Below are 25,091 nucleotides of genomic sequence, written 5' to 3' on the forward strand. Positions count from 1 at the left end.
CAGGATTTTAGACATTTCAATTTGGTCGTTTTCTTGGGATGTAAATTTCGGTGTTGCTTTTTAAATCAGTGGGATTGAAACCCGTTACTGATTGCATTCTGTATTCTGGATTATTCTTTAATAATTAAAGTATGTTCAAGCAAAAATTACTCGTCAAGATAGAACTCGCCGTTATCGCAGTAATCCTTACAGGAACTAGTCTCTATGCCTCCAAAGTTCTAGGTCAACCTCAACCTAGTTCTCAAAAACTCGTGGATCAGGTGTGGCAAATCCTCGATAAAAACTATGTTGATGTTAGCTTTAATCATCAAGATTGGAAAGCAATTCGACAGCAGTATATTAGCCGTTCCTATAGTTCCAAGAAACAGGCTTATGTGGCGATTCAAGAAATGGTGGGGAAATTAGGCGATCGCTACACCGAGTTTTTCGACCCCCAGGAATTTCAAGCCCTAAATAACGACCTTTCTGGCAATCTTAGTGGTGTCGGGCTGGAACTAGCACTGAATGAAAAAACCAAAGCCTTAACCGTTATCGCCCCGATTGAAGGAACGCCTGCTTTTAAAGCGGGTATTTTGCCCGACGATGTAATTGTCCAGATTAACGGCCAAAGAACTCAGGGGATGAAAATTGAGGATGCCGTTAAGCAGATTCTCGGCCCGGTGGGAACCAAGGTACTACTCACGATTCAACGGGGTAGCCAATCGCAAATTTTCAAACTTACCCGTGCAAATATTGCGATCCATCCTGTAACTTACAATACACAAACAACGCAATTAGGTAGGATTGGTTACATTCGTTTACCAGAATTTACGCAAACTGCCGCCGTCGAGATGCATCGGGCAATTCAAGCATTAGAAAAACAGCAGGTGCAAGGCTACGTTTTGGATCTGCGTTCCGATCCAGGTGGACTGCTGGATGCGAGTTTGCAAATTGCCAGTATGTGGTTGAAGCAAGGGGCGATCGTGTCTTTGGTAAATCGAGACAAAATTAAAGAAAGCTACAATGCGTCGGGACATCCTCTCACCAACAAACCCTTAGTGATACTGGTCAATAAGGGATCTGCTAGCGCCAGCGAAATTCTGTCGGGAGCGCTGCAAGATGATAATCGCGCCAGGTTAGTTGGGACTCGCACCTTTGGTAAAGGTTTAGTTCAATCCGTAGAGCCACTAGGGGATGGTTCGGCGCTGAAACTAACGATCGCCAAATACTACACACCGAAAGGTCGAGATATCAATCATATCGGCATTGCACCAGATATTACTGTGGAATTAACTGAGGCACAACAGAAAGCATTAGTGCAGAATCGAACCTTGGGGACATTAGCTGATCCTCAGTATGCTAGCGCCGTTGCTGACCTGAGCAAATTGATTCAATCGGAGGCCAATCATGTAAGTTTACAACGTGGGCAATAAGTATAGGGATACTCTTAACAATATCTACTATCGCCACTTTCAATCATGTCAACCCGCAAAGCCCAACGACTTCAAATTTCTGAACCAGTCCCAGGTCTGCAAATCCTGGTTAAACTCAGTAATACTCCCCTAGTGCGGACAGTTATAGCTACTGTTACCCACCATCAGCTAGCGATCGTCGGGCTTGTATTTGTTGTCACTCTGGTTTTTGCTATGCGGGAAAACGCCCCCTGGCTGACAGTGCCTAAACAGGTGGCGATTGAATTCTTTTCTGCTGTATCCCAGTCCCTGGCTGCTTTATTGGGGGTGTTAATTGTTTTCCTGACGTTTAATAGTCAGTTGATCGCTCAAAGGCGGTATGAGGACTACTATACACTTCAGATTCAGATTGACCAGCTCATTCGTCTAACTCAGTCTCTTCCCCCCGAACTGAGTAATTTTGAGGAAACTCTGATAGCGCTGATTAACTATTTAGTTCCCTTGCATTTAAAAGATTTACCAATTTGGCCAACTAGCTCCCAGGTGCTACCTTTGGACAAGCTTTTAGATAATTTCAAGAATGAATATGAATGGGCGCAAGTGCAGCAGAAATGCTCCTTACCTACCCATCTGTACCGACAACAAATTTTCCTTGTCATCAATAACATCGAAGAAATCCTAGAGGGATTTTCCAGGCTTTACAATCGCATCCTAGAGATGAGCCGTTTCATTCTCGCGATCATCAAGTTGTCCTTTCTCCTAGGAATTTCGCTCCTATTTTTGCTGTTATTTGGGATTATCGATTTGCAAAGAAAGTTTCCCGATCTCAGCCTACCTGTAACTGTTTCTTTAGCAATTTGGGTGTTGATTGCTCTCCTGGAGCTAGTGCTTGATACTTGGTTTTTATATAAAACCCTTTATGGATCGTCGAGTCACTATCTGCGGTTTTTCGCTAATATAAAATACCCTAATTAATCGGCGGAGGCTAACTCACTGTGAGTAACTTAACATTCCCAGAAACCAAAGCTAGTAACACAAGCAAAGCATCTCAATCTCCAACTGATACAGTACGTAGCTATCTTCAAGAAATTGGACGGATACCTCTATTAACCCCGGAGCAAGAAATTCTTTTTGCCCAACAAATTCAGCAGATGCTCACAATACTTGCTGAATCAAAAAAACTGGCTGTGGAATTAAAGCGTACACCCACACTGCCAGAATGGGCTAACCAGATGCAGTTAAGTGAACAGCAACTACTTCAGCAGCTAGATCAAGGTAAAAAAGCCAAGCAAAAAATGATGGCGGCTAATCTCCGGCTGGTGGTGTCAATTGCCAAGCAATATCAAAGACGTAACTTAGACCTGATGGACTTAATTCAAGAAGGTAGCTTGGGTTTGGAGAGAGGGGTTGAGAAATTCAATCCGGCTTTAGGATACAAGTTTTCAACCTACGCTTACTGGTGGATTCGTCAGGGAATTACCAGAGCGCTCGCCCAGCAAGGACGCGCGATTCGATTACCTATTCACATCAATGAAAAGTTAAACAAAATTAAGCGCGTTCAGCGAGATTTATCTCAAAAACTGGGTCGCGTTCCCACCAGTACGGAAATTGCTCATGCACTTTCTTTAGAGCCTAGTCAGATTCGAGAATTTCTGCTTTTGGCTCGTAAAACTATCTCGCTGGATATTCGAGTTGGCCCAGAAAAAGATACACAATTACAAGATTTAATCAAAGATTACAGACATTCTGATAATGGTTATACTAGCGAGGAATTTCTCAATCAGGACGTTGAAAATTTATTGTCAATTCTGCCTCTTCAACAACAAGAAATATTAAATTTGCACTTTGGATTGACAGACGGGAATGAACTTTCTCTAGAACAGATTAGTCAGCGTATGGGTATTAGTCGGGAACGAGTCCGGCAGCTCGAAAAAAAAGCTCTCAACCTTCTACATCAGCAGTTAAGTAAGTAATAACAATTCAAAATTCACGCATTCAAAATTGTTCGCGTAGCGTCTCGTAGAGAAGAGAGTTACATCAGGGGATTTCAACCCCGACTAAAATCCACTGGAGGTTCTAATGAACCATGAAATTGCTAACGAGACTTTGACTGAGAAGACTATAAAACCGAAGCTCCGACGATCGCCAAAAAAGATGACTTTGGTAATTTTGGGCGTGATGGTACTGGCTGGGCTGGTTTTTTTGGGTATCCATGCGGGTGCAGCCAAGACAGACAAAACGGGAAAATCTGGGCGTAATAAACAGCAAGTGACACCTGTAACTGTGGCAATGGTGACACAAAAAACGGTTCCGATACAATTGCAGGCGATCGGCAATGTCCAATCGGGGTCTACAGTATCGATTACGCCCGAAGCCAGTGGACGGATCATTGGAGTTTATTTCAAGAAAGGTCAAGATGTGAAAAAGGGACAACTTTTGTTTACCCTGGATGACCGATCGCAAGCTGCTGCAATCCAGCAAGCTCAAGGAACTGTCGCCAAAGATCAAGCCTCGGTACAACAAGCAAGAGCTGCATTAACTAGAGACTTGGGTCAGGTAGACCAAGCCAGGGCGACTTTAATCAAAGACCTAGCTTTAGTGCGACAAGCCCAAGCGACTTTGGCCAAGGATCAAGCCCAAGCAGAATTTGCTCAAGGACAGAGCGATCGCTATGGTGCATTGTATAAGAAGGGCGCGATTAGTTTAGATCAAGCACAGCAATACGTTTCCAACAGCAAATCGGCTACAGCAACTCTGCAAGCAGATCGAGAAGCGATCGCTAATACTCAGGCTGTTTTGAAAAGCGATCAAGTGGCGCTGACTAATGCCGGCGCAGTTGTCAAAGGCGATCAAGCTGCGATCGCTAATGCTCAAGCTGTTGTCAGTTCCGACCAGGGAGCATTGGATAATACCAAGGTGCAATTATCTTACGCCAAAATTTATGCCCCGATTGATGGTCGCGCTGGCAATATTCTAGTGACTCTGGGCAATGTAGTACAAGCTAACAGCACGACTCCACTCGTTACCCTGACCCAAATTCGCCCGATTCAAGTTGCTTTTTCCATTCCTGAAACAAATCTGCCCCAGGTACAAAAGTATATGCAGAATGGCAAGCTGAAGGTAGATGTGACGTTCCCGGATAATCAAGCTCATCCCATACCAGGTACTTTGACATTTGTCAATAATACGGTCGATAACACCACAGGGACAATTCAACTGATTGGCGACTTTGACAACACTCAAGGACACTTGTTTCCCGGTCAATTTGTGAACGCAACGCTGACGCTGACTCAACAACCGAATGCAACGGTTGTTCCCTCCCAAGCTGTGCAGAATGGCCCGGATGGCCAGTTTGTTTTTGTAGTTAAGCCAGACATGACGGTGGAAAATGTTCCAGTTACAGTTAGCAGCAGCATTGATGGGTTAGATGTGGTTCAGAAAGGACCGCAACCAGGCGATAAAATTGTCACCGATGGTCAAGCGAATCTCGTTTCGGGTAGCAAAATCCGCATCAAAACAGCCGGCAATAATTCAAATACAGATGGGAATTCCTCGAAGTCTAGAAGAGGAAGCGGGGCAGGGGGCAAGGAGCAGGGGGGAGAATCTCCGAAGTCAGGCGGAGGTGATTCATGAACCTCTCAGAACCATTTATCCGCCGCCCGATCATGACGACTCTGGTGATGGCGGCGATTTTAATCTTCGGTTTCATGAGTTATCGCTTGTTGCCAATCAGCGATTTACCAAGTGTGGATTATCCCACAATTCAGGTAAGTGCCGCCCGACCGGGAGCCAGCCCCGAAACCATGGCCGCATCGGTTGCCCGTCCCCTAGAGAAGCAATTTTCCAGCATTGCGGGACTCGATTCCCTCAACTCAACTAGCACTCTGGGACAGACTCAAATTACCCTGCAATTTAACCTGAGTCGGAATATTGATGACGCGGCGCAGGATGTGCAAGCAGCGATATCGGGAGCATCGGGGCAAATTGCGACCGATTTACCCAATCCTCCCACTTACAGCAAGGTTAACCCCGCCGATCAACCGATTCTCTACCTTTATCTCGACTCTCCGACTCTGCCCCTTTCCCAGGTAGACAATTATGCTGAGACTTATCTGGCGCAAAAGCTATCTACAATTAATGGAGTGGCACAGGTAGCTGTCTACGGTTCCCAAAAGTATGCGGCTCGAATTCAACTTGATCCGCAGCAATTGGCAACGCGGCAAATCGGGCTAGATCAGGTGGCGACGGCGATTCAACAGGGTAACGTCGATTTACCTACCGGCAGTCTTTCGGGAAATCACAAGAATTTTACAGTCCAAACTAACGGGCAACTCCAGGATGCGGCTGCTTATCGTCAGTTGATTGTGTCTTACAAAGATGGAATGCCCATCTATCTCAATCAACTGGGGCGGATCATTGACAGTGTAGAAAATGACAAGTTAGCAAGCTGGTACAACAACACCCGCGCGATTATTCTCACCATTCAAAGACAGCCCGGAACCAATACGGTGCAAGTCGTAGACACGATTAAGAAATTGCTCCCGAATTTGCGAGAGCAGATTCCGGCATCCGTGGAAATTGGGATTCTCTATGATGCGTCTCAGTCAATTCGAGATTCGGTAGATGATGTCAGATTTACGTTGATTCTCACCATTGGTTTAGTTATCTTAGTAATTTTCCTATTTTTGCGGAACCTCTCGGCGACGGTAATCCCCAGTTTGGCATTACCCGTTTCGCTGATTGGTACCTTTGCGGTGATGTATTTGCTGCACTACTCACTAGATAACCTGTCGCTGATGGCGTTGACCCTTTCTGTGGGCTTCGTAGTGGATGATGCGATCGTCATGCTAGAAAATATCGTCCGTCACATGGAAATGGGGGAACGTCCACTAGAAGCGGCGTTGAATGGGTCGAGAGAAATTGGTTTCACCATCCTATCAATGACCCTTTCCTTAGTTGCAGTCTTCATCCCCATGTTGTTCATGAGTGGAGTTTTGGGACGATTATTTCATGAATTTGCGGTGACGATCGCAGTTGCAATTCTCGTATCTGGTTTTGTGTCTTTGAGTCTGACTCCGATGTTGTGCAGCCGTTTTCTGCGTCCGGTGGATCATGCCCATCAAAGTCGGTTATATCAAGCTTCCGAATATGTATTCGATCGCTTCCTCGGTTTGTACGATTGGAGTCTCAAAAAAGTCTTAAAATATCACCGCACCACGATGATTTTATCTGGCTTTCTATTGCTGGTGACAGTTGGGCTGTTGGTGATCGTTCCCAAGGGCTTTATTCCTAGCGAAGATACCGGACAAATTACAGGCATTACCCAAGCAGCCCAGGATGCATCCTTCGATAATCTTGTCCAGCATCAGCAGACAGTTGCTAACCTGATCCGCCAAGATCCGAATGTGGATGCAGTCAACTCCAATATCGGGGCGGGAGCGAGTGGAAGTGGCGGTGGGGCAGCAGTTGCAGCTAATTCCGGCAGTTTGTTTATTCGGTTAAAACCGCGATCGCAGCGCCAACTTACTGCCGACGAAATCGTTCAAAATTTGCGAATCAAACTCGCTACTGTTCCAGGTATCCAAGTATTTTTACAAAATCCCCCAGCGATTCCCATTGGCGCTCAACAAAGCACAGGACTTTATCAACTTGCGCTCCAGAGTTCTGATGTCAAACCCTTGCAAGAGTATGTTCCCCAACTTGTTCTTAAGATGAAGAACTTGACAGAACTCCAGGATGTGAACAGCGATTTACAGTTTGCTTCTAAGATCCAAATTGACATTGACCGCGATAAAGCCTCAACTTATGGGATTACTGCCGAGCAAATCGAAAATACCTTGAGAAGTGCTTACGGTTCCTACCAAGTGTCAACCATCTATGCAGCGACCAATGAGTATCAAGTGATTCTGGAATTAGCACCCCAGTATCAGGAGAATATCAATGCTTTGTTGACATTATACATTAACTCCAGTACTGGAGTCGCAGTTCCTCTGAAGACATTCGCCAAACTATCTCAGGGAGTCAGCCCGTTAATGGTTAATCATAACGGTCGGATGAACGCCGCGACTATTTCCTTTAACCTCGCTCCCGGTGTGTCCTTGGGAAATGCCAATGAAGAGATTGAAAAACTGATTAATCAGGTGATTCCTGCGAGTATTAGCACGAACTTTCAGGGCGCAAGCCAGGTATTTCAAAGTTCACTGCCGAGTTTGGGTTTATTGTTAGCGATCGCTATCCTAGTAATTTATCTGATCCTGGGTGTTCTCTATGAGGATTTCATTCACCCAATTACGATTCTTTCCGGTTTGCCATCAGCAGGTTTTGGCGCATTGTTAACGCTGATAATATTCCATGTCGAATTGAATGTTTACTCCTTCATCGGCATCATTCTCTTAGTGGGCATCGTCAAGAAAAACGGCATCATGATGGTGGATTTTGCCATTGAAGCCCAGCGAAATGAAGGGAAAAAGCCCTCTGAAGCGATTTATCAAGCCTGCTTGGTGCGCTTTCGCCCGATTATGATGACGACGATGGCAGCACTAATGGGAACCTTACCGATAGCGATCGGATTTGGGGCTGGTTCTGAATCCCGCCGTCCTCTAGGGATTGCAGTTGTGGGCGGACTGGTGTTTTCTCAGATATTGACCCTGTATTTAACTCCTGTGTTCTTTATATATATGGAATCATGGCGGAAAAAGCTCAGTCAAGTTAAGTTCCGTCGGGTATTTTCATTTTCAGGCGGGCGATCGTGATTTTCAATTTTTTAAACGAACCGCAAAGGACGCAAAGGGCGCAAAGGAAGAGATAGATAAGTTCAAGAAGCAGTTCAGGAGGCATTAGAGATGTTTATAAATTAGAGATAAAGACGTTGCACCCATCACACATTTATCAAACTCACGTTGACATTATATTTCAATACAGTTTCAGTTAAGCATTTCTTCCTTCTCTTCCTTTGCGTTCTTTGCGTCCTTTGCGGTTCGTTAAAAAAAATTGACTTTGACAAAGAGTTAAATCCTAAACCTAAACGTATCGCATCGCTACCACATTTCTGGGAGAACAAAACCCATGAACCTTTCAGAACTCTTCATCCGTCGTCCGGTCATGACCACCTTGGTAATGATGGGTATCCTCATCTTCGGTCTGATGAGTTATCTACTATTACCCATCAGCGCCCTACCTAACGTTGAATATCCTTTTATATCTGTCTCTGCTAGTCTCCCTGGCGCCACCCCCGAAACAATGGCATCTTCGGTCGCCGCACCTCTAGAAAGACAGTTTACCGAAATTGCCGGACTCAATTCATTCAATTCCACCAGTTCAACTGGTAGCACCAGCATCTCCCTACAATTTGACTTTAGCCGCAGAGTGGAAGATGCCGCCAAAGATGTGCAGGCAGCCATCTCAGCCGCAGCCGGACAACTGCCCGCCGGAATGCCTCACCCGCCCACCTACCGCAAAGTCAATCCGTCTGTCTCACCGATTCTCTTCCTCTATATGTATTCTGAGACACAGCCAATCTCGACAGTAGATGAATACGCAGAGGTAACAGTTGGTCAGCCAATCTCCATGATTGATGGTGTTGCTCAAGTACAGGTCTTTGGTCAACAGCAATATGCAGTCCGCGTCCAGCTTGACCCGCGAGAGTTGGCATCAAGGGGAATTGGTCTAAGTCAGGTGAAAACTGCAATTCAACAGGGAAATGTCGATTTGCCAACCGGCAGTCTCTCTGATACTTACAAAAGTTATACGATTCAGGCGAACGGTCAACTCACCGATGCTGCCGGCTATCGCCAGCTAATTGTCACTTACAAGAATGGTGCGCCCGTGCGCCTCCAGGATTTGGGGGACGTAATTGACAGTGAACAAAACGTCAAAGTCTCGAATTTGTATAGCGATCGCAAGGTGACAAACCGCCATTCTGTTGTTCTCGCCGTGCAGCCGCAACCCGGTGCTAACACGGTAAATATCGTTGATGCCATCCAGAAACTTTTACCTACGCTCCGCGAACAAGTTCCCAAATCCATTGAGATGGGGATTATGTACGATCGCTCCCAAACCATCCGAGCCTCTGTCAACGATGTAAAGTTTACCTTGGTTCTCTCGGTTTGTCTAGTTATCTTGGTGATTTTCTTATTCTTGCGTGACATCACTGCGACGCTGATTCCCAGTTTGGCGCTACCTGTAGCGATCATTGGCACTTTTGCTGTGATGTATTTGTCGGGCTTCTCCCTAGATAACATCTCACTTATGGCGTTGACCCTCTCCGTGGGCTTTGTCGTGGATGATGCGATCGTGGTGTTGGAAAATGTCGTCCGTTATCGGGAAATGGGCGAATCTCCCCTAGACGCAGCATTGAAGGGATCAAAAGAAATCAGTTTCACAATTTTGTCAATGACCCTCTCCCTAGTGGCGGTGTTCATCCCGATCATGTTTATGAGTGGAATAATCGGTAAATTATTTCATGAATTTGCCGTGACGATCGCAGTGGCAATTTTGGTTTCGGGTTTTGTTTCCCTCAGTCTCACCCCGATGTTGTGCAGTCGTTTCTTAAGTTCATCCCATCACCAAAGACCAAATCGGCTCTATCGAGTCTTAGAAGGAGGATTTGATTTCCTACTGCGGGGATATGATTGGACGCTCAAGCCCGTCTTAAAATACCGCCTGATGACACTGATTGGTTCTGGCATTCTGCTGCTAATGACCGTCTATCTGTTCGTCATCGTTCCCAAAGGATTTATTCCTACCGAAGACACCGGACAATTAATGGCGAACACGAAAGCAGCGCAAGATATTTCTTTTGATGATATGCTGCGTCACCAGCAAACGGTTGTTGATATCATTCGTAAAGACCCTAACATTGAAGCAGTTGACTCAATTGTGGGTGCAAGTGGCCCGAACGGTTCAGTCAATGGCGGGCGAATTACCATTCGGCTAAAACCACGTTCTCAACGTCAACTGAATGCTGACCAAATCATTCAAGAATTAACCCCGAAGTTGAGACGGACAACTGGGATTAAGACATTCCTCCGCTCTCCGCCAGCTATTCCCATCGGTGGACAACAAACTAATTCTACTTATCAGTTCACCTTGCAGAGCTTGAATTTGCAAGACTTGCGCCAATACGTTCCTAAACTTGTAGATAAAGTCAAAACCCTACCAGGACTCCAGAACGTTGATAGCGATTTACAACTCAGCACTCCTCAAATCCAAGTCCAAATTGACCACAACAAAGCTGCAACTCTGGGGATTACCGCCCAACAAGTTGAACAAACCCTCAGCGCCGCCTATGGTTCCAGCCAAGTTTCTACTATCTATACCCCAAATGACCAATTTTATGTAATCTTAGAAGTTAAACCAGAGTTTCAGCGAGATCCTAGCGCCCTGTCGATGCTTTATGTGCAATCGAGTACTGGAAAACTGATTCCCCTGAGTGCGATCGCTAATATCACCCAGAATGTCGGACCCCTCACTGTCACTCACGTTGCTCAACTCCCCTCTTCGACTATCTCTTTTGACACGCTCCCAGGAACGTCTCTAAGTCAGGCTACAGATGCTATCAAGCAAGTAGCCAGTGAGTTGCTACCCTCAACAATTACCCCCAGTTTTCAGGGTTCAGCCCAAACGTTCCAACAATCCTTCAACGATTTAGGGGCGCTGTTGTTGGTGTCTATTGTAGTAATCTATCTGATTCTCGGTATCCTTTATGAGGATTTCATTCACCCGATCACTATTCTTTCCGGTCTACCTTCGGCGGGTTTTGGCGCATTACTGACACTGCTGATTTTCCAAGTTGATTTAAATCTTTACTCTTTCATCGGTATTATTTTGCTAGTGGGCATCGTCAAGAAAAACGGTATCATGCTGGTGGATTTTGCCATTGAAACACAGCGAAAGGATGGGAAAAATTCCTTTGATGCCATCTATGCCGCTTGCTTGACTCGCTTCCGCCCGATTATGATGACGACAATGGCAGCTTTAATTGGGACATTGCCCATTGCTTTGGGCACGGGGGTAGGTTCAGAAGCGCGTCGTCCTTTAGGGATTGCGATCGTTGGTGGATTGTTGTTCTCTCAGATATTGACTCTCTATCTAACTCCAGTGTTTTACATTTACATGGAGGCATTACGGAAAAACCTTGGCCAACCTAAGTTTTCCGGCTTTTTATTCAAAAAGCCCAAGGTAAGCTGACTGAGTGTGAATTCTCTGTCCTGCATCGTTTCAGTCCCCATGAGGGGATTTTGTTGATGGAAACCCGTCATGGAGTGGAGTCAGCAGTTGATGAAGCAATGTTTCAGTCCCCGTGAAGGGATTTTGTTGATGGAAACCTAAAACTGTCATCATCAATAAAGTCGAAAGATTAATGTTTCAGTCCCCGTGAGGGGATTTTGTTGATGGAAACTAGGCTCTCACACAAACAAAAAAAATCAACCATGATTACTGGTTTCAGTCCCCGTGAGGGGATTTTGTTGATGGAAACAGTTATATTGAATCTCAAATATATGGGGGTGTTTGTTTCAGTCCCCGTGAGGGGATTTTGTTGATGGAAACCTAAAAGATGGCAGCGGAATTGACCCTCATAAAAGTTTCAGTCCCCGTGAGGGGATTTTGTTGATGGAAACGCACATTTTGCCGGAGGTACGCTGTTATCCTTAGAAGTTTCAGTCCCCGTGAGGGGATTTTGTTGATGGAAACTTTACATAAGCCTTGTAGGCGTTTTGTCCAGCAAAAAAGTTTCAGTCCCCGTGAGGGGATTTTGTTGATGGAAACCGCTCCATGCTGAAACCTAACGAGAGCAAGCTTCCTGGCAAGAGTTTTGGCAGATCGAAAATTTTGGTCAATTCCAGCCTACCTTATTGCAAGTAATTTGCAACTTCCCGCTTTTATGAAACGCTGTAGCTATTGATTTGTCAAGGTTCTGGCGATTTTGGCAGATACCTCAGGGTTTTAGCCCCCGCTTCGACTTGCCAAACATCAAGCTAATACACTAATCATAAAACTATTGTTTGCTTTTGTCCAGTAATTTCCGAACTGGATATAATTGTTCGCTTGATTACCCCGCCATCAAGTACATACAATCTTATCGAATCTTCTTCAAGCTTAGAGGATGTTTGAAAAATCGTAAAGTATACTAAAAACCCCGCTTCCATTCCTCTCCCCGAAGGGTCAAGAGGCTTTGAAACCCCCATTCCCTCATAGGGAAGGGGGGCTAGGGGGGTTAGGTTCCTGATGCTTTGATGTTAGCAATAATACTTTTCAAACATCCTCTTAACCTGTTTTTCGATCTTGGTAGTTATCAGAGGTGCTTTTTGAGCAAGAGCGATCGCTTCCTCAGTCATTTGCCGTAGTTGAAGTGTAAACGTTACTATGGGTTATTTTATTTTTGGAAGTTCCTATATTCTAATTCTTTGAGGTTCACCGGAGCATGTATCGCTTGTTGCTTGGCAACGTATCCAAAATTAGCAAAGTCAGTAAAATAGCCATCTATTCCTAACTTAATGAACTGTTCAAACTCAAGAAGCGGTTGCCCGTGGTAGTCAGGGGACAGAAAATATGAATCGCTGCGGAAGGTGTAAGGATGGAGTAGCAAGCCAGCATTATGAGCATCACTAACTAAGGAAGTTGGCTTTCCGAGGAACTTATCAGCATCGCTAATCTGCCCATCTCCATTAATATCAATCGGTTGACCTTGGTTATTCAATCGTGCAGACGCAGGCACAATTAGCCGTTTGTCAGGGCCAATTCCAGTTGCGTAAGTTTTAATTTGGGTCAACCCTTTAGGAGTGATCAGATCAGCGTAGGTTTGAGGAACCTTGTGGTAAATAAAGTCATAAGGAGCGCTACTGCTATCAATTAACTGAATCAGAGGAATATCGACTCCAGCAGCAGGCATGATCTTATTTTTTAATTCTTTCAGATTAGAGACTTCAAAAGATTGAATAAAAATGCGATCGCGATTAGTGTAGCCGTTGGCAACCAAGCGGTCAATCAGAAGTTGTGAAATATTCACATGGATAGGAGTGCCATCTAAATATTTACCAGCTTCAGCAAAATATGTTGGGTGCTTGGTTTCGGGATAGATACCAATTTTCCGACCAGTTTTTGCTTCGCTGCGTTTGGCAAGGTTGATAACTTCATCAAAAGTAGGGATTTGAAACACACCATTATACTTAGTATTCTGAGGACGAATCTTGGGCAGGCGCTCGATTGCCCGTAGTTTCTTAATATCAGCTAAAGTAAAGTCTTCTGCAAACCAACCTGTAACACGATTCCCGTCAAGGACTTTGGTTGTTAGACGTTTAGCAAATTCGGAAACATCGGCAACGTTTGTTGTGGCTTCTTGGATAGTAGGTTTCCCATGAGCATCGTAAACAATCTTGCCATTGTTATCCGTTTTCACTGTTGCCAATAGAGGTTCGTGGCGAACAATCAGGACTCCATCTTTGGTTACTACCAAATCAGGTTCAATGTAGTCTGCACCAAATTCAATTCCTAAGTTGTGAGAACCAATCAAATCACGTCCAAAATCTCCCACCGTATGTTCTGGACGATAACCAGTTCCACCGCCGCGATGACCGATTACTATCGGAGCTTGTCCGTATAGAGTATTTAGCTTGGGAAGCTTTGGGTTGCGGCTGTCAATAGCCTGAACAAAATTCATACTCCCTAGAATGACTGAAACAGATAATGCTAGAAAAAAGCAAAGAAATAATACATAACCTTTGAGCCGAAGCATATTTCAACCCTCGCAAATCTACGCTTTATAGCTTGATACTGCGAGGTTAAAACAAGGTTTAGGAGAGTTTAAACTCTGTAATTGGCTGTCTTCTGCGGGACTGGATTTACAACTTGATATCATGTCCGCTTGATTGCTTATTAAACCCCAAGAACCCCACCCCGCCAAAGCTGCGTTTTGTCTCCCTGCCCCTAATCCCCAGAGCTACGGTGTATACACAAGTCCTAAAATCCTTGCCTGGTAAGATACAAGCCTTAATGGGCAAGGTTTTGATTTGATCAAGTTGATTATCAATAGTGTCAGATTATTGATAGAGGCATAACGTAAAATCAAGGATTTTAAAAATAATTTTCCGTTCTTTTCTGTCCATTTGATTGCCAACTAGACTTGTGTATACACGGTAGAATCCCCAGAGGGGGCCCCGAGTTCCCCGCCGGCTCTTAGGGGATTAAGGAGTGGGGTTCTTTTATTATGGGTAATCTGGCGGACATATAGCAACCGCCTTGGCGGTTGCTATACTTGTACCACGTTAAGGGTTAAGTCCCAATCGGAAGAGTTAGCGGTTGCTAAGAGTGCGATCGCGCTTGAATGCGTTGATTTTTGCAATTGCTTGTAGAGAATCTGTAATGGCCGTTGATAACCCAAGTAGGAACACCAGGAACCTTGGCAGCATCTCACCAGTGGGGATGAGCGTTTAAAACACGGCGATCTCACTCTAGACACAGTGACTTTAGTCATGGTCAGACTGATGACTTTAGTCACAGGTGCTTTTGCAAAGAGGTGAGTATAGTGGTGATATCAAGCACCAGTATTTAGAGATATTGAAAAAATCTAGATTTCTCGCTTGCTTCCTAAAATTATTTGAGGAAATTAGTATGAAACGTTTAGCATATGCTGCAATGTGCGCGGCGGCAATTTTTTTGCCGACAGTAGCTTCTGCTCAAGAAGTTTATCATCGGGAAGTTAATCAGCAACATCGGATTGCTCATGGTGTTAAAGATGGCAGTATTAACAAACATGAATATCGTTCATTGGAGCGTAGAGAAGCATCTTTAAATGCGGCTCGGAGGCGTGACTTGAGAGATGGACGTTTAAATCGTCGTGAACGACAACAACTCAATCGCCGAGAAAATACCATTTCCCGTTCCATTCGCCACGATGAGCATAACTAAGTAGTAATACCATTTCTGTTTGAAGATGCGCCCATAAGACTGATACAAAACTACAGGCTGTAGGGGCAATTCATGAATTGTCCCTACATGAATAAAGCGCAGCCTTATATAGAATTGGTATAAGACAGAATTAATTACACAAAATTAGACCTGAAACCTTTATTCAGACTAAAAACCATGTGTAAATATTTCTGTCCGGGTACTTAAGGATTTATAGCAGTCGCCAAAGCCGTTAGGACAAGTTGGTGGTAGACGCCCTTAACAGGATACATTGTGAATTTATCGTTGTCCTAAGCTTCCTGTCCGTTTCTATAATTGAAGCGGCGGACTGTCACTTAAAATACTTGCCATCTTATTCACCTGACGTTAACAAAATTGAGCGATGTTGATCATGGTTGAAGAGTCGGATTCGTAAACAACTAATTGAATTTGACTGTCTCCGAGATGCCATAGAATATCTTCTTCCTACAGCGTCTTAACTGCCTTGGCGGTTGCTATAATATCAGACCTGTTTAAATTTTGGATTTTGAATCTTCAATCGCTACGGCTTGGTGCAGCCACTCATAGGGGAAACCCCCAAGACCGCGCTGCTTCAACAAAATCCAAAATTTAAAATCTAAAATTCGGTGAGGTTATGCCGGATAAATCCGCAATCTTCTATTTGGTTCTTCGCCAAAACTATGCGACTTGAGGCGATAATGTTCTACCAACTCATGTTGCATTTTGCGGACTTGGGGAGAACGCGGCAATAACTCCACTGGCTGTCCTTTCGGAATCACAATTTGCTCAACAGCAAGTCTAGCTTCTTCCAAGGCATCCATCTCATCATCGCTACCATTGTGCAAAAACAGTTGCAGTTCTCGGTCGTCCGCCATCTCCGGGTCGTCGATGTTGAGCAACCGCCGCAAACCACGGGTAATTTGGGGAATCGTGCTGGACTTAATCATGTGAATGGGTACATGACGGGCTTTGGCCATTTGGCGTAATTTGGCGTGGTTTTTGACGTGCGATCGCAGTGCTAAAATTGCATCAGCACTATCTATGTCTTTTGTCAATACCACAGGTAAAGTTAGCACACTAATTACCTGTTCCAGTTGGTGGCGGCTAACGCCATAGGGGTAAACGTGCAGTGGCAAATCTTCACCATTCGGACCTGGCTGTCTGGTAGCAGCATCCAAATCAATGCTCTCAGAATAATTGAAAGATTCATCCAGCAAACGGTCAAACTCACTGCGTCCTGTTACCCGCTCTACTGGCAATTGCGGCAGTGCTACCATTTGTCCAGATGAACGCCAGCCATTAGAGCCATTAGACGGTCGCGCCGGTGGGAAAGATTCTTCCACTGTGGCTAAATGTCCACCGCGACCGTTGACAACAGCTAACTGCCTTGTAACACCGACTTTGCCCTGATCATCAACGGTTCTCGTTTGTGGAGTAGCCTGACGCCCCCGCAGCAGATTATCTACTGAGTCAGCAACGCTTTCGTGTACTGTCCAGCGTTGGCGCTCCAACATTTCCACCGCAATTTCAAAGGTAGGAGGCGCTTTACGCTCCAAAACAGTCTTTTGAGAGCCTCGCCGTCTAGCTTCGTCGTCTCCCAGCGTCACAGCTTGGATACCCCCAACTAAATCAGCCAGGGTAGGGTTTTTAATCAGATTTTCGATCTGATTCCCGTGGGCAGTACCCACCAACTGTACACCCCGTTCCGCAATGGTACGAGCCGCTAAAGCTTCCAGTTCCGTGCCAATTTCATCAATGATAATGACTTCTGGCATGTGGTTTTCTACTGCCTCAATCATCACCTGATGCTGTTGATTTGGATGAGCCACTTGCATCCGCCTTGCGCGACCAATGGCGGGGTGAGCAACATCACCATCCCCAGCGATTTCGTTGGAGGTGTCAATAATCACCACTCGCTTATGCAGATCATCCGCCAAAACACGGGCAATCTCCCGTAAGGCAGTAGTTTTGCCCACGCCTGGACGCCCCAGCATGAGAATCGATTTACCAGTTTCTACCAAATCGCGGATCATGCCAATGGTTCCGAATACTGCCCGACCAACGCGACAGGTCAAGCCAATAATCTTACCGGTGCGGTTGCGAATAGCGCTGATCCGATGCAAAGTTTGCTCAATTCCTGCCCGATTATCTCCGCCAAAGATTCCGACTCGTTGAATGCAATCATCTATCTGTTCTTGAGTAACGGGTACTTCGCTCAGATACTCAGCTTGATTGGGAAAGCGAGCTTCTGGGCGACGACCCAAATCCAAAACCACTTCTACTAAACTATCTCGTTTGGGATGACTCTCTAGTGCTTGTCGCAGGTCTTGGGGCAAAATGTCTAATAACTTTTGGAGATCGTCTGTAATCGTCATGCTTTCTATGGTGACGTTTTTAGAGATAGCGAGGACATTTACGTGCAGGAGAATCCGCCGTGGGTAATTTTCCGTAACGAGCGATTAAGGCTCCTGCTGTGACTTGATCTGGGAAACGAGAGAATGGGCAAGTTCTACAGCTTGCCAAAGTAATTTATTATCTTCTTCTAGGCTACCAGTCGCCTTTGTATTGGTGTTACTTACCTCCTTATTCTCTAACTGTTCGAGAATCGGTGACAGCAGTACACGGGCGTAGCTACCGTAGGCGACCCCAGAAATGGAGGGGGGGGGGCAGGGGGCAGGGAGCAGGGGGGAAAATTCTTCTCCTCTGCCCCTCGCCCCCTGCCCCTCTGCCTCTTTGAGTAGTCCCATTGCCTTTAACTTAGCAACGGTATAGCTATTAGTGCCGCCTGCTAACTGCACATATCCCGGTAACTTAGCTGCCAAAACTTTTTGCCCTAATTTCACCGCGGCTATTGTAGTGCCATCGCCAATATCACCACTCATCGGCCGACCGTCGGTTTGCCAAATTAAAGCACTCTTGAGTGGGGCAATTAGATCATATACTGCTCTCAGGTAGTCAGTCATCCCCTCGCCATCCGGACAACTGATAGCTAGTAACTTTAGTTGATTAGCCCACGGTGAAATTGCTTGCCATAATTGTTCAAATTCTGCCAACCGCCCGACTTTTGTATGGATTTCTACGGCATCTACTCCCGTTGACATTACCAATGGCGCGATCGCTCCCGGCGTTGACATATATGAATTTGTATAAATTATATTATAGGGACAAGCTGGTATACAACGACCGCAGCCATAGCACTTTTGTGATAATACTCCGGAAAAGTCTGATTTTATATTGTTAAACACGATTGCTTGTGCCGGACAAATCCGTTCACAGGGTCTAAGGCAGTCTGTAGGACACTCAGTAGGATTAAATTCTGCTTTCCGAAAATGTGGGTCTTCTCCATCGTTCAGGCTGACCATCAAAAAGGGTGAGTTGCCTTTGTAGTCAAAGCCTCGCTTTTGGGCATCCCTAGTAAGAGTTCTGGCTACTTGTAGCGCTGCTTGCGCCGATGCAATCACTGCTGGATCAGCTGCGACATCTATGCAGTCAGCGCCCGCCAAAGTATAGGCTAACGTTAAACTTCTGACTGCCGGCAAATGCTGGAAGCTGGCTCCGCAGATGAGCTTGAACCAGTGACCTTGTTTGAGAGATTGTAAAGGGGCGAACAAATCAGTCACTATTCTATTATGCGTTTATGTGACTAAAAATAGTAGTCTGTAATCAACAAAAAATCCGGATTTCCTAACTAAGGGACTTTCAACTCAAAAAATATCCAATTTTTGGAAGCACACTGGTAGACGATTTTACGTCAAACTCAAGAAGATTTAACACAAACGATCGCTCGTGCTGCTCAAGGGGAGTTTGTCCGTTATATTTCTTAACATAGTTATAAATATTCTCACTTAAGGCTCAGGTTACTCTATAGGAATTTCGATCGCAAACTCTGCTCCTTGCCCAACAGAGGAGGTACAGGTAATATTTCCTCGGTGTTTTTGCACGATAATCTGATAGCTAATGGATAATCCTAGCCCACTACCTTTGCCCACAGGTTTTGTGGTAAAAAATGGGTCAAATAAACGCGATCGTAACGACTCTTTTATACCAGTGCCATTATCAGCGATCGCAATTTTGACCATATTCAAGTCTGTCACCTCTGTATGAATCCGAATTTGGGGAGTAGGAGATTGATTCCCCACTCTTTCTTCTATTGCATCAATAGCATTATTTAACAGATGCATAAATACTTGGTTTAGTTCACTTGTATAACAAGTAACTAGAGGCAAATTACCATAATCTTTCACTAGAACAATTGCGGCACGGTCTGCTGTTTCCCTGAGTCGATGTTGTAACATCACCAAAGTGTTTTCGATGTCTTCATGGATATTTACCGGCTTCATCTCTGCTTCATCATGCCGAGAAAAGTGTTGTAGCGCCAATACAATTTCTCGAATGCGATCAGATCCTCTATACATTGCACCTATCAGCTTTTGCACATCCTTAATTATAAAATTCAGGTCTAGATTTTTAGCTATTTGCTGAATTTTTGGTGTGGGTTTGGGATATTCGTGTTGATAGACCTCAATCATATTTACTAGGTCTTGCACATATTCACCAGCATATTTGAGGTTCCCATAGATAAAACTGATCGGGTTATTAATCTCATGAGCTAACCCAGCCACTAACTGCCCCAGCGCCACCATCTTTTCGTTCTGAATCTGTTTAACTTGGGCTATTTTCAAGTTATCAAGAGCCTCTTGGAGTAAAAAGTTTTTTTCTTGCAGTTTAACTTGGAGCAAACGTAAATTAATCTGATTTTCAATTCGCAACACAACCTCTGCCCCATGAAAAGGTTTTGCAATATAGTCTACACCACCAACATCAAAGGCTTTTACCTTATCTACAACATCATCCAGGGCGCTAATAAAAATTACTGGGACTTCACAAGTTTTATGATCAGCTTTTAGTTGTTGACAAACTTCATAGCCATTCATATCTGGCATATTGATATCCAGCAAAATCACATCTGGCAAAACCATTTGACACGCAGTTAGTGCCATTTTACCGTTTAAGGCTTTGCGAACTTCAAAACCTTGTGCAGTCAACATCGCCGATAAAAGCCGCAAATTATCTGGGGTATCATCGACTACCAAAATATTTCTTTTATGATGGTTAGTTTGATTAAAATGCATTATTATCAAAAGCTAGGCGGATGATTATTGACAATAATAAATGCTTCTTTGAAATTACCCTGAAATTTGTTGACCAATTTCACCGAAATACTTATATTTATAGTTTAACTCCCATAGTGCTGGAGAGTTTTACAGACGATCAAAGCTATTAGCCAGTTATGAGGTTTGCGAACCTGAGAGCCTGCTTACAGAAATACCCGGTAAGCGTAAAGCTCAGTCCCTTTAGGGCTGAGATATCAGCGACTCGCGTGACAATAGTTCCCCTAACTCCTTGACTGGTCGCGGTATATCTGATATGATGCCGAGTGTAAAAAAATTTAGTATAACTAAGCAACGTAAAAACCTGACTAAATTGGTTGGGTGCGTAGTCATACCTAACGGTATTGCAGTTTAGGAAAGCTAAATTTGGTGAAAAATGAAATGCAAAAATCGAGTACGGTAGGGCATACCGGAATTAACGCTTTAGGAGAATCGACCTCTATTTTTGTTCGAGTAATCCTGCTTAAACAAGTCGGCTCATTGATTAAAGAATCTCAGCGTCTAAAGACGCTGAGAGTGTCAAAGCAGTATAGTAGATAGCAGGCGCAGATTATCTTATTAAAGGATGAAATAGCCGAGTTTCTGAAAGAGGTTCTAATCGAGACTGCGATTGTCTATAAGTCAATACCCTAGGGTTAAAGATATTTCTAGGTTGGGTTGAACATTCGTGTTACCCAACAAATCACGAAAAATGTTGGGTTTCGTTCCTTAATCCAACTTACGCTAGTTTTGGTTTTTGGCTTTAACCCAAAGTATTGGTCTATAAGTTGAAAGTAGAAAGTCTTGAGGTAGTGGAAGACCACGTTCATGTTTTAGTCTCTGCAACGCCTCAACATACCATCCCGAATCTAGTCAAGTTCTCCTTACTTTCAGAAAAGTCTTTGTTGCTTTTCTAAGGCTGTAAATTGATAGGAGATATTTTTTTCAAACTTTCAGATTGTTGTGCAGCATTCCAAAGATCGTAGTTTTGCTGAAAATTTAACCAAAGTTCTGGAGTCGTTTGAAAAGCTTTTGCTAAACGAAGCGCCATAGTGGGAGAAACACCAGCTTGCTCATTAACAATTTCTGAAACTGTTTTACGTGAAACATCTAAAATCTCAGCTAGCTGAGTATTGGTCATTTTTAAAGGTTCTAAATATTGACGCTTAATCAAAGCGCCAGGATGTCTCGGCTTTCTTTTGGTTATCATAATCAATTTCCTAGAGAGAGTAAAAACAAAAAAATCCCAAAAAATTTACTTAGTATTTTTTATTTTAAATAAATGTTAATTTTGTTGTGGAAGTATCTCAACCTCATCGCCAAGTTGTAAAATTTTTCCGGCTGACGATGGGGGTAATTGGGTATTGACACTCAATCTGTAAAAGTGATTAAAAGGCGATGAAACAACCCAATTTGGCAGAGTTGCTTGTCGCTGGGTAGCAAAGATTTTTTGAAAGTTTGGGTAAGCTTTCCCTAAGTAAGAATCGCGTGTTGGCACTATACAACGCTGACATGGGTTAACCCCAAAAAATTGTACATCTCCTACTTGAAAGGAGACTAAATTACCTTGTTCACTAAATAGCTGATCTTCCCAAAATGCTGGTACACCATCAATCTCGATGTTGGCACGCATCCGACGGCGCATTTCATCTACACTTAAACCCGGAAACCAAGAAGCTACTTCTGTCAACGTTGCTGTACTAATTACCGTTGGGCCAGGTGAAAATGTATCGTCAGGAAAACCCATCAGAGAGTTTTGCCTTAAGGTGACAGCAAACTCAAAAAAATCACTCAAAGTTGCTTCTAATGCTTGCCGTTGCTCATCCAAATGAAAAATTTTTTGTAAGTCGCAGCCTGGGATTTGCAACGAGATAGTTCTATTTAAAAGTGTAAATTGCGCCCTTAGTAAATGGATTTTAGCATGACGCTTGCCATTGACAAATCTACCCTGTTCGTCAACAATAGCAAACTCGCGATCATGCTGTAGTGCACCACTGGCAATAACTCTAGCGTTTTCAACTTCAACACCATCTAGTGACTTAACTGGATACAATAAAATCTTTGCTAGGTAAGGCATCATAGCAATTTTAGATTTTAGACTTCGGATTTTGGATTAAAGATTGGTGATTTAGCAGTCCCCAATCTAAAATCTCAAATTCTTTTGTTACTTATCCACTTTATTAATATTGTTAATTATGGATATAGTGGCGATTTATCGATTCCGCCAATATGATTTAGAGGCCAGAAGCGGAGTACAGCACGTCCAATAATATTCTGGCGGGGGACAAGACCCCAGCAGCGGCCATCATAACTATTGTTACGATTGTCACCTAGTACTAAATATGAATCGGCTGGTATAGTCTGGGGTTTTGCCAAAAAAGGTGGCTGTGGCCCTGATTGGCAAACATCAATGACTGTACTCTGCCCAGAACTTAGGTAATTAGATTCTGGGAGGGATTTGTTGTTGATATAAACTTTGCCATCCTTAAGTTGTACTTTTTCTCCAGGTAGGCCAATTATACGTTTAATAAAAGCATCCTGATATTGTTCTTTTTGTAGCTCTTTTGTAGGTGAAAATACTACGATATCTCCCCGTTGCGGGTCAGCAAATTTATACTTCAACTTATCGACAATGATTTTGTCTGCCTCCCACTGGTTGGGCGTACCATGCAGAGTTGGTTCCATCGATCCAGAAGGAATCCAGCGTGCTTCAGCAACAAAGGTACGAATTCCCAGAGCTAGAACAATGCTCAATACAATTGTTCTACCTAGCTCTGCGATCCAGGAATTATCAGGTTGTTGACTAGAGTTGTTATCAGACACTTGATTTTGCATGAAATTACTTAACTGAAGTAAAAATTTAGGTAATTAACTCGCCTAGTGAGACTTTATCTGTTAATCTTAACGGGAAAACTTTAATTTCCTAGTCATGTTCGCATCTTGACTACCAATTTTAGATTGTAGGTTTGAGATTAGCTAAACTCCCCTCTCCGAAACGGAGAGGGGTTGGGGGAGAGGTTCTTCCAGGATTACAGAATTGGTGTTCTAGGATACGATCAATCCCAAATCCTAAATCTAAAATCCAAAATTGATTGACGGGTTTTTTCATAAATTAAAAATAAACTTTTTTTAGGCGCGGCAAAAATTAGTTACTCCGATCGCGACTCAGTTTAACCTAAAAGCATAGTTCTTCATAACACATAAGCTGCCGTTGCTTGAATTTAGATTGATTCGATAGCCAGGATACTTGCCAAGATTGCATTTCCCCATTTTAAATTCCTTATCCCTATGTCATCTCCAAAAACTTTACTGATTCGCCGCGCTCAGATAATCTTACCCAATGGTGAACTGATGATTGGGGATGTGTTGACGCGCGATCGCCAAATAGTCGAAGTTGCGCCAGAAATCTCCCAAACAGCACTAGCCACTGAAATTGACGCAGAAGGGTTAACTTTGTTGCCGGGAGTTATTGATCCGCAGGTGCATTTCCGTGAACCTGGACTAGAACACAAGGAAGATTTATTCACCGCCAGTTGTGCCTGTGCTAAAGGCGGAGTCACTTCCTTTTTAGAAATGCCCAATACGCGCCCCCTGACAACGACACAGGAGGCTTTAGACGACAAGTTAGAACGTGCCTCTCAGAAGTGCTTGGTTAATTATGGCTTTTTTATTGGGGCAACAGCAGAGAATCTACCAGATTTGCTTTTGGCAAAGCCAACACCGGGAATTAAGATTTTCATGGGGTCGATGCATGGTCAATTGCTGATTGATGGCGAAACGGCATTGGAGGCTATATTTGCTAAAGGCGATCGCTTGATTGCCGTTCATGCCGAAGATCAAGCTAGAATCAACCAACGCCGCCAAGAATTTGCCAATATTCACGATCCTGCCGTTCACTCGCAAATTCAAGATAATCAAGCGGCAATGCTTGCAACTCAACTGGCATTAAAACTTTCTCAAAAATATCAACGTCGTCTGCATATTCTGCACATGTCAACTGCCGAAGAAGCTGATTTGCTGCGTCAGGATAAACCTAGTTGGGTGACAGCAGAGGTAACGCCACAGCATTTGTTGTTGAATACTAGTGCTTATGAGCAGATTGGTACCTTAGCACAGATGAATCCACCTTTGCGATCGCCCCACGATAACGAAGTTCTCTGGCAAGCTTTGCGCGATGGCGTGATTGATTTCATTGCTACAGATCATGCGCCGCACACCTTAGAAGAAAAAGCTCAAGAATACCCCAATAGTCCTTCGGGAATGCCTGGGGTAGAAACTTCTCTAGCTTTGATGTTAACTGCGGCGATGCAGGGACAGTGTAGTGTGGCTCAAGTTGTGAACTGGATGTCTAAAAACGTAGCTGTAGCTTATGGTATTCCCAATAAAGGAGCGATCGCGCCTGGTTACGATGCCGATTTAGTGCTTGTAGATTTAAACACATATCGTCCAGTCCGGCGCGAGGAACTTTTAACCAAATGCCATTGGAGTCCTTTTGAAGGCTGGAACCTCACCGGCTGGGCTACAACCACCATTGTCGGCGGTGAGATAGTTTATGACAAAGGCCAGGTAAATACGCAAGTGCGGGGTCAAGCTTTAACTTTCTTGTAGCAAATATTTATTTAAGCTTATGTAGTAGACAAATAGT

Annotated in this window: 17 protein-coding genes and 1 CRISPR repeat array; of the genes, 9 read left to right on the plus strand and 8 right to left on the minus strand. The window is 44.1% G+C overall.

Going from position 1 to position 25,091, the window contains the following annotated elements; genetic code table 11:
* Positions 1–131 precede the first annotated feature (131 nt).
* From V7K36_RS29050 to V7K36_RS29075, 6 genes are all read left to right on the plus strand, one after another.
* Positions 132–1,412 carry a S41 family peptidase gene (locus V7K36_RS29050; protein WP_335121121.1) on the plus strand — a complete coding sequence of 427 codons (1,281 nt, stop codon included), beginning with the start codon at positions 132–134 and terminating at the stop codon, positions 1,410–1,412.
* 45 nt (positions 1,413–1,457) lie between these two features.
* The gene (locus V7K36_RS29055) at positions 1,458–2,366 is read left to right on the plus strand and encodes a hypothetical protein (RefSeq protein ID WP_335121122.1); all 909 of its coding nucleotides are present in this window, start codon (positions 1,458–1,460) and stop codon (positions 2,364–2,366) included.
* Positions 2,367–2,386: 20 nt separating this feature from the next.
* Complete coding sequence (locus V7K36_RS29060; protein WP_335121123.1) at positions 2,387–3,364, plus strand: RNA polymerase sigma factor, RpoD/SigA family; 978 nt, start codon at positions 2,387–2,389, stop codon at positions 3,362–3,364.
* Positions 3,365–3,470: 106 nt separating this feature from the next.
* Positions 3,471–5,024, plus strand: a complete 1,554-nt coding sequence (locus V7K36_RS29065; RefSeq protein WP_335121125.1) for an efflux RND transporter periplasmic adaptor subunit — start codon at positions 3,471–3,473, stop codon at positions 5,022–5,024.
* Positions 5,021–8,143, plus strand: coding sequence for an efflux RND transporter permease subunit (locus V7K36_RS29070; RefSeq protein ID WP_335121126.1), 3,123 nt, complete (start codon positions 5,021–5,023; stop codon positions 8,141–8,143). Before V7K36_RS29065 ends, V7K36_RS29070 begins: the two co-directional genes overlap by 4 nt.
* A 313-nt stretch (positions 8,144–8,456) precedes the next feature.
* The gene (locus V7K36_RS29075; protein WP_335121128.1) at positions 8,457–11,579 is read left to right on the plus strand and encodes an efflux RND transporter permease subunit; all 3,123 of its coding nucleotides are present in this window, start codon (positions 8,457–8,459) and stop codon (positions 11,577–11,579) included.
* 27 nt (positions 11,580–11,606) lie between these two features.
* Positions 11,607–12,158: direct repeats of the CRISPR family, unit length 37 nt; unit sequence GTTTCAGTCCCCGTGAGGGGATTTTGTTGATGGAAAC.
* Positions 12,159–12,765: 607 nt separating this feature from the next.
* On the opposite strand, the gene V7K36_RS29080 is transcribed toward V7K36_RS29075, so the two are convergent.
* A complete protein-coding gene (locus V7K36_RS29080) occupies positions 12,766–14,049 on the minus strand; it encodes a glycerophosphodiester phosphodiesterase (protein ID WP_335121129.1) in 1,284 nt (427 codons plus the stop codon).
* Between the two features lie 588 nt (positions 14,050–14,637).
* Positions 14,638–14,862: a hypothetical protein gene (locus tag V7K36_RS29085; RefSeq protein WP_335121130.1), complete on the minus strand. Its 225-nt coding sequence runs from the start codon at positions 14,860–14,862 to the stop codon at positions 14,638–14,640.
* A gap of 137 nt (positions 14,863–14,999) precedes the next feature.
* Between V7K36_RS29085 and V7K36_RS29090 the strand changes: the two genes are divergently transcribed.
* Positions 15,000–15,296, plus strand: a complete 297-nt coding sequence (locus V7K36_RS29090) for a hypothetical protein (protein ID WP_335121131.1) — start codon at positions 15,000–15,002, stop codon at positions 15,294–15,296.
* Between the two features lie 632 nt (positions 15,297–15,928).
* Here V7K36_RS29090 and V7K36_RS29095 read toward each other — a convergent pair.
* The 3 genes from V7K36_RS29095 to V7K36_RS29105 form a co-directional block, all read right to left on the minus strand.
* Positions 15,929–17,671: a R3H domain-containing nucleic acid-binding protein gene (locus V7K36_RS29095; protein ID WP_334947111.1), complete on the minus strand. Its 1,743-nt coding sequence runs from the start codon at positions 17,669–17,671 to the stop codon at positions 15,929–15,931.
* 84 nt (positions 17,672–17,755) lie between these two features.
* The gene (ldpA, locus tag V7K36_RS29100) at positions 17,756–18,916 is read right to left on the minus strand and encodes a circadian clock protein LdpA (protein WP_335121132.1); all 1,161 of its coding nucleotides are present in this window, start codon (positions 18,914–18,916) and stop codon (positions 17,756–17,758) included.
* A gap of 237 nt (positions 18,917–19,153) precedes the next feature.
* Positions 19,154–20,428 (minus strand): hybrid sensor histidine kinase/response regulator, encoded by a 1,275-nt coding sequence (locus V7K36_RS29105; protein ID WP_335121134.1) that lies wholly within the window; start codon positions 20,426–20,428, stop codon positions 19,154–19,156.
* A gap of 806 nt (positions 20,429–21,234) precedes the next feature.
* Here V7K36_RS29105 and V7K36_RS29110 point away from each other — a divergent pair.
* Positions 21,235–21,363, plus strand: a complete 129-nt coding sequence (locus tag V7K36_RS29110; protein WP_335121135.1) for a transposase — start codon at positions 21,235–21,237, stop codon at positions 21,361–21,363.
* Here V7K36_RS29110 and V7K36_RS29115 read toward each other — a convergent pair.
* The 3 genes from V7K36_RS29115 to lepB all read right to left on the minus strand — a co-directional run bounded on the left by V7K36_RS29115 (position 21,360) and on the right by lepB (position 23,281).
* Positions 21,360–21,656 (minus strand): HigA family addiction module antitoxin, encoded by a 297-nt coding sequence (locus V7K36_RS29115; protein WP_335121137.1) that lies wholly within the window; start codon positions 21,654–21,656, stop codon positions 21,360–21,362. The two genes, V7K36_RS29110 and V7K36_RS29115, sit on opposite strands and share 4 nt — an antisense overlap.
* A 75-nt stretch (positions 21,657–21,731) precedes the next feature.
* Complete coding sequence (locus V7K36_RS29120; protein WP_335121247.1) at positions 21,732–22,523, minus strand: MOSC domain-containing protein; 792 nt, start codon at positions 22,521–22,523, stop codon at positions 21,732–21,734.
* A gap of 116 nt (positions 22,524–22,639) precedes the next feature.
* The gene (gene lepB / locus V7K36_RS29125; RefSeq protein WP_335121138.1) at positions 22,640–23,281 is read right to left on the minus strand and encodes a signal peptidase I; all 642 of its coding nucleotides are present in this window, start codon (positions 23,279–23,281) and stop codon (positions 22,640–22,642) included.
* 453 nt (positions 23,282–23,734) lie between these two features.
* Here lepB and V7K36_RS29130 point away from each other — a divergent pair, with 453 nt between their 5' ends.
* Positions 23,735–25,054, plus strand: a complete 1,320-nt coding sequence (locus V7K36_RS29130; RefSeq protein ID WP_335121139.1) for a dihydroorotase — start codon at positions 23,735–23,737, stop codon at positions 25,052–25,054.
* Positions 25,055–25,091 lie beyond the last annotated feature (37 nt).

Origin of the sequence: Nostoc sp. (assembly GCF_036919555.1) — a bacterium.
Classification (GTDB): domain Bacteria; phylum Cyanobacteriota; class Cyanobacteriia; order Cyanobacteriales; family Nostocaceae; genus Nostoc.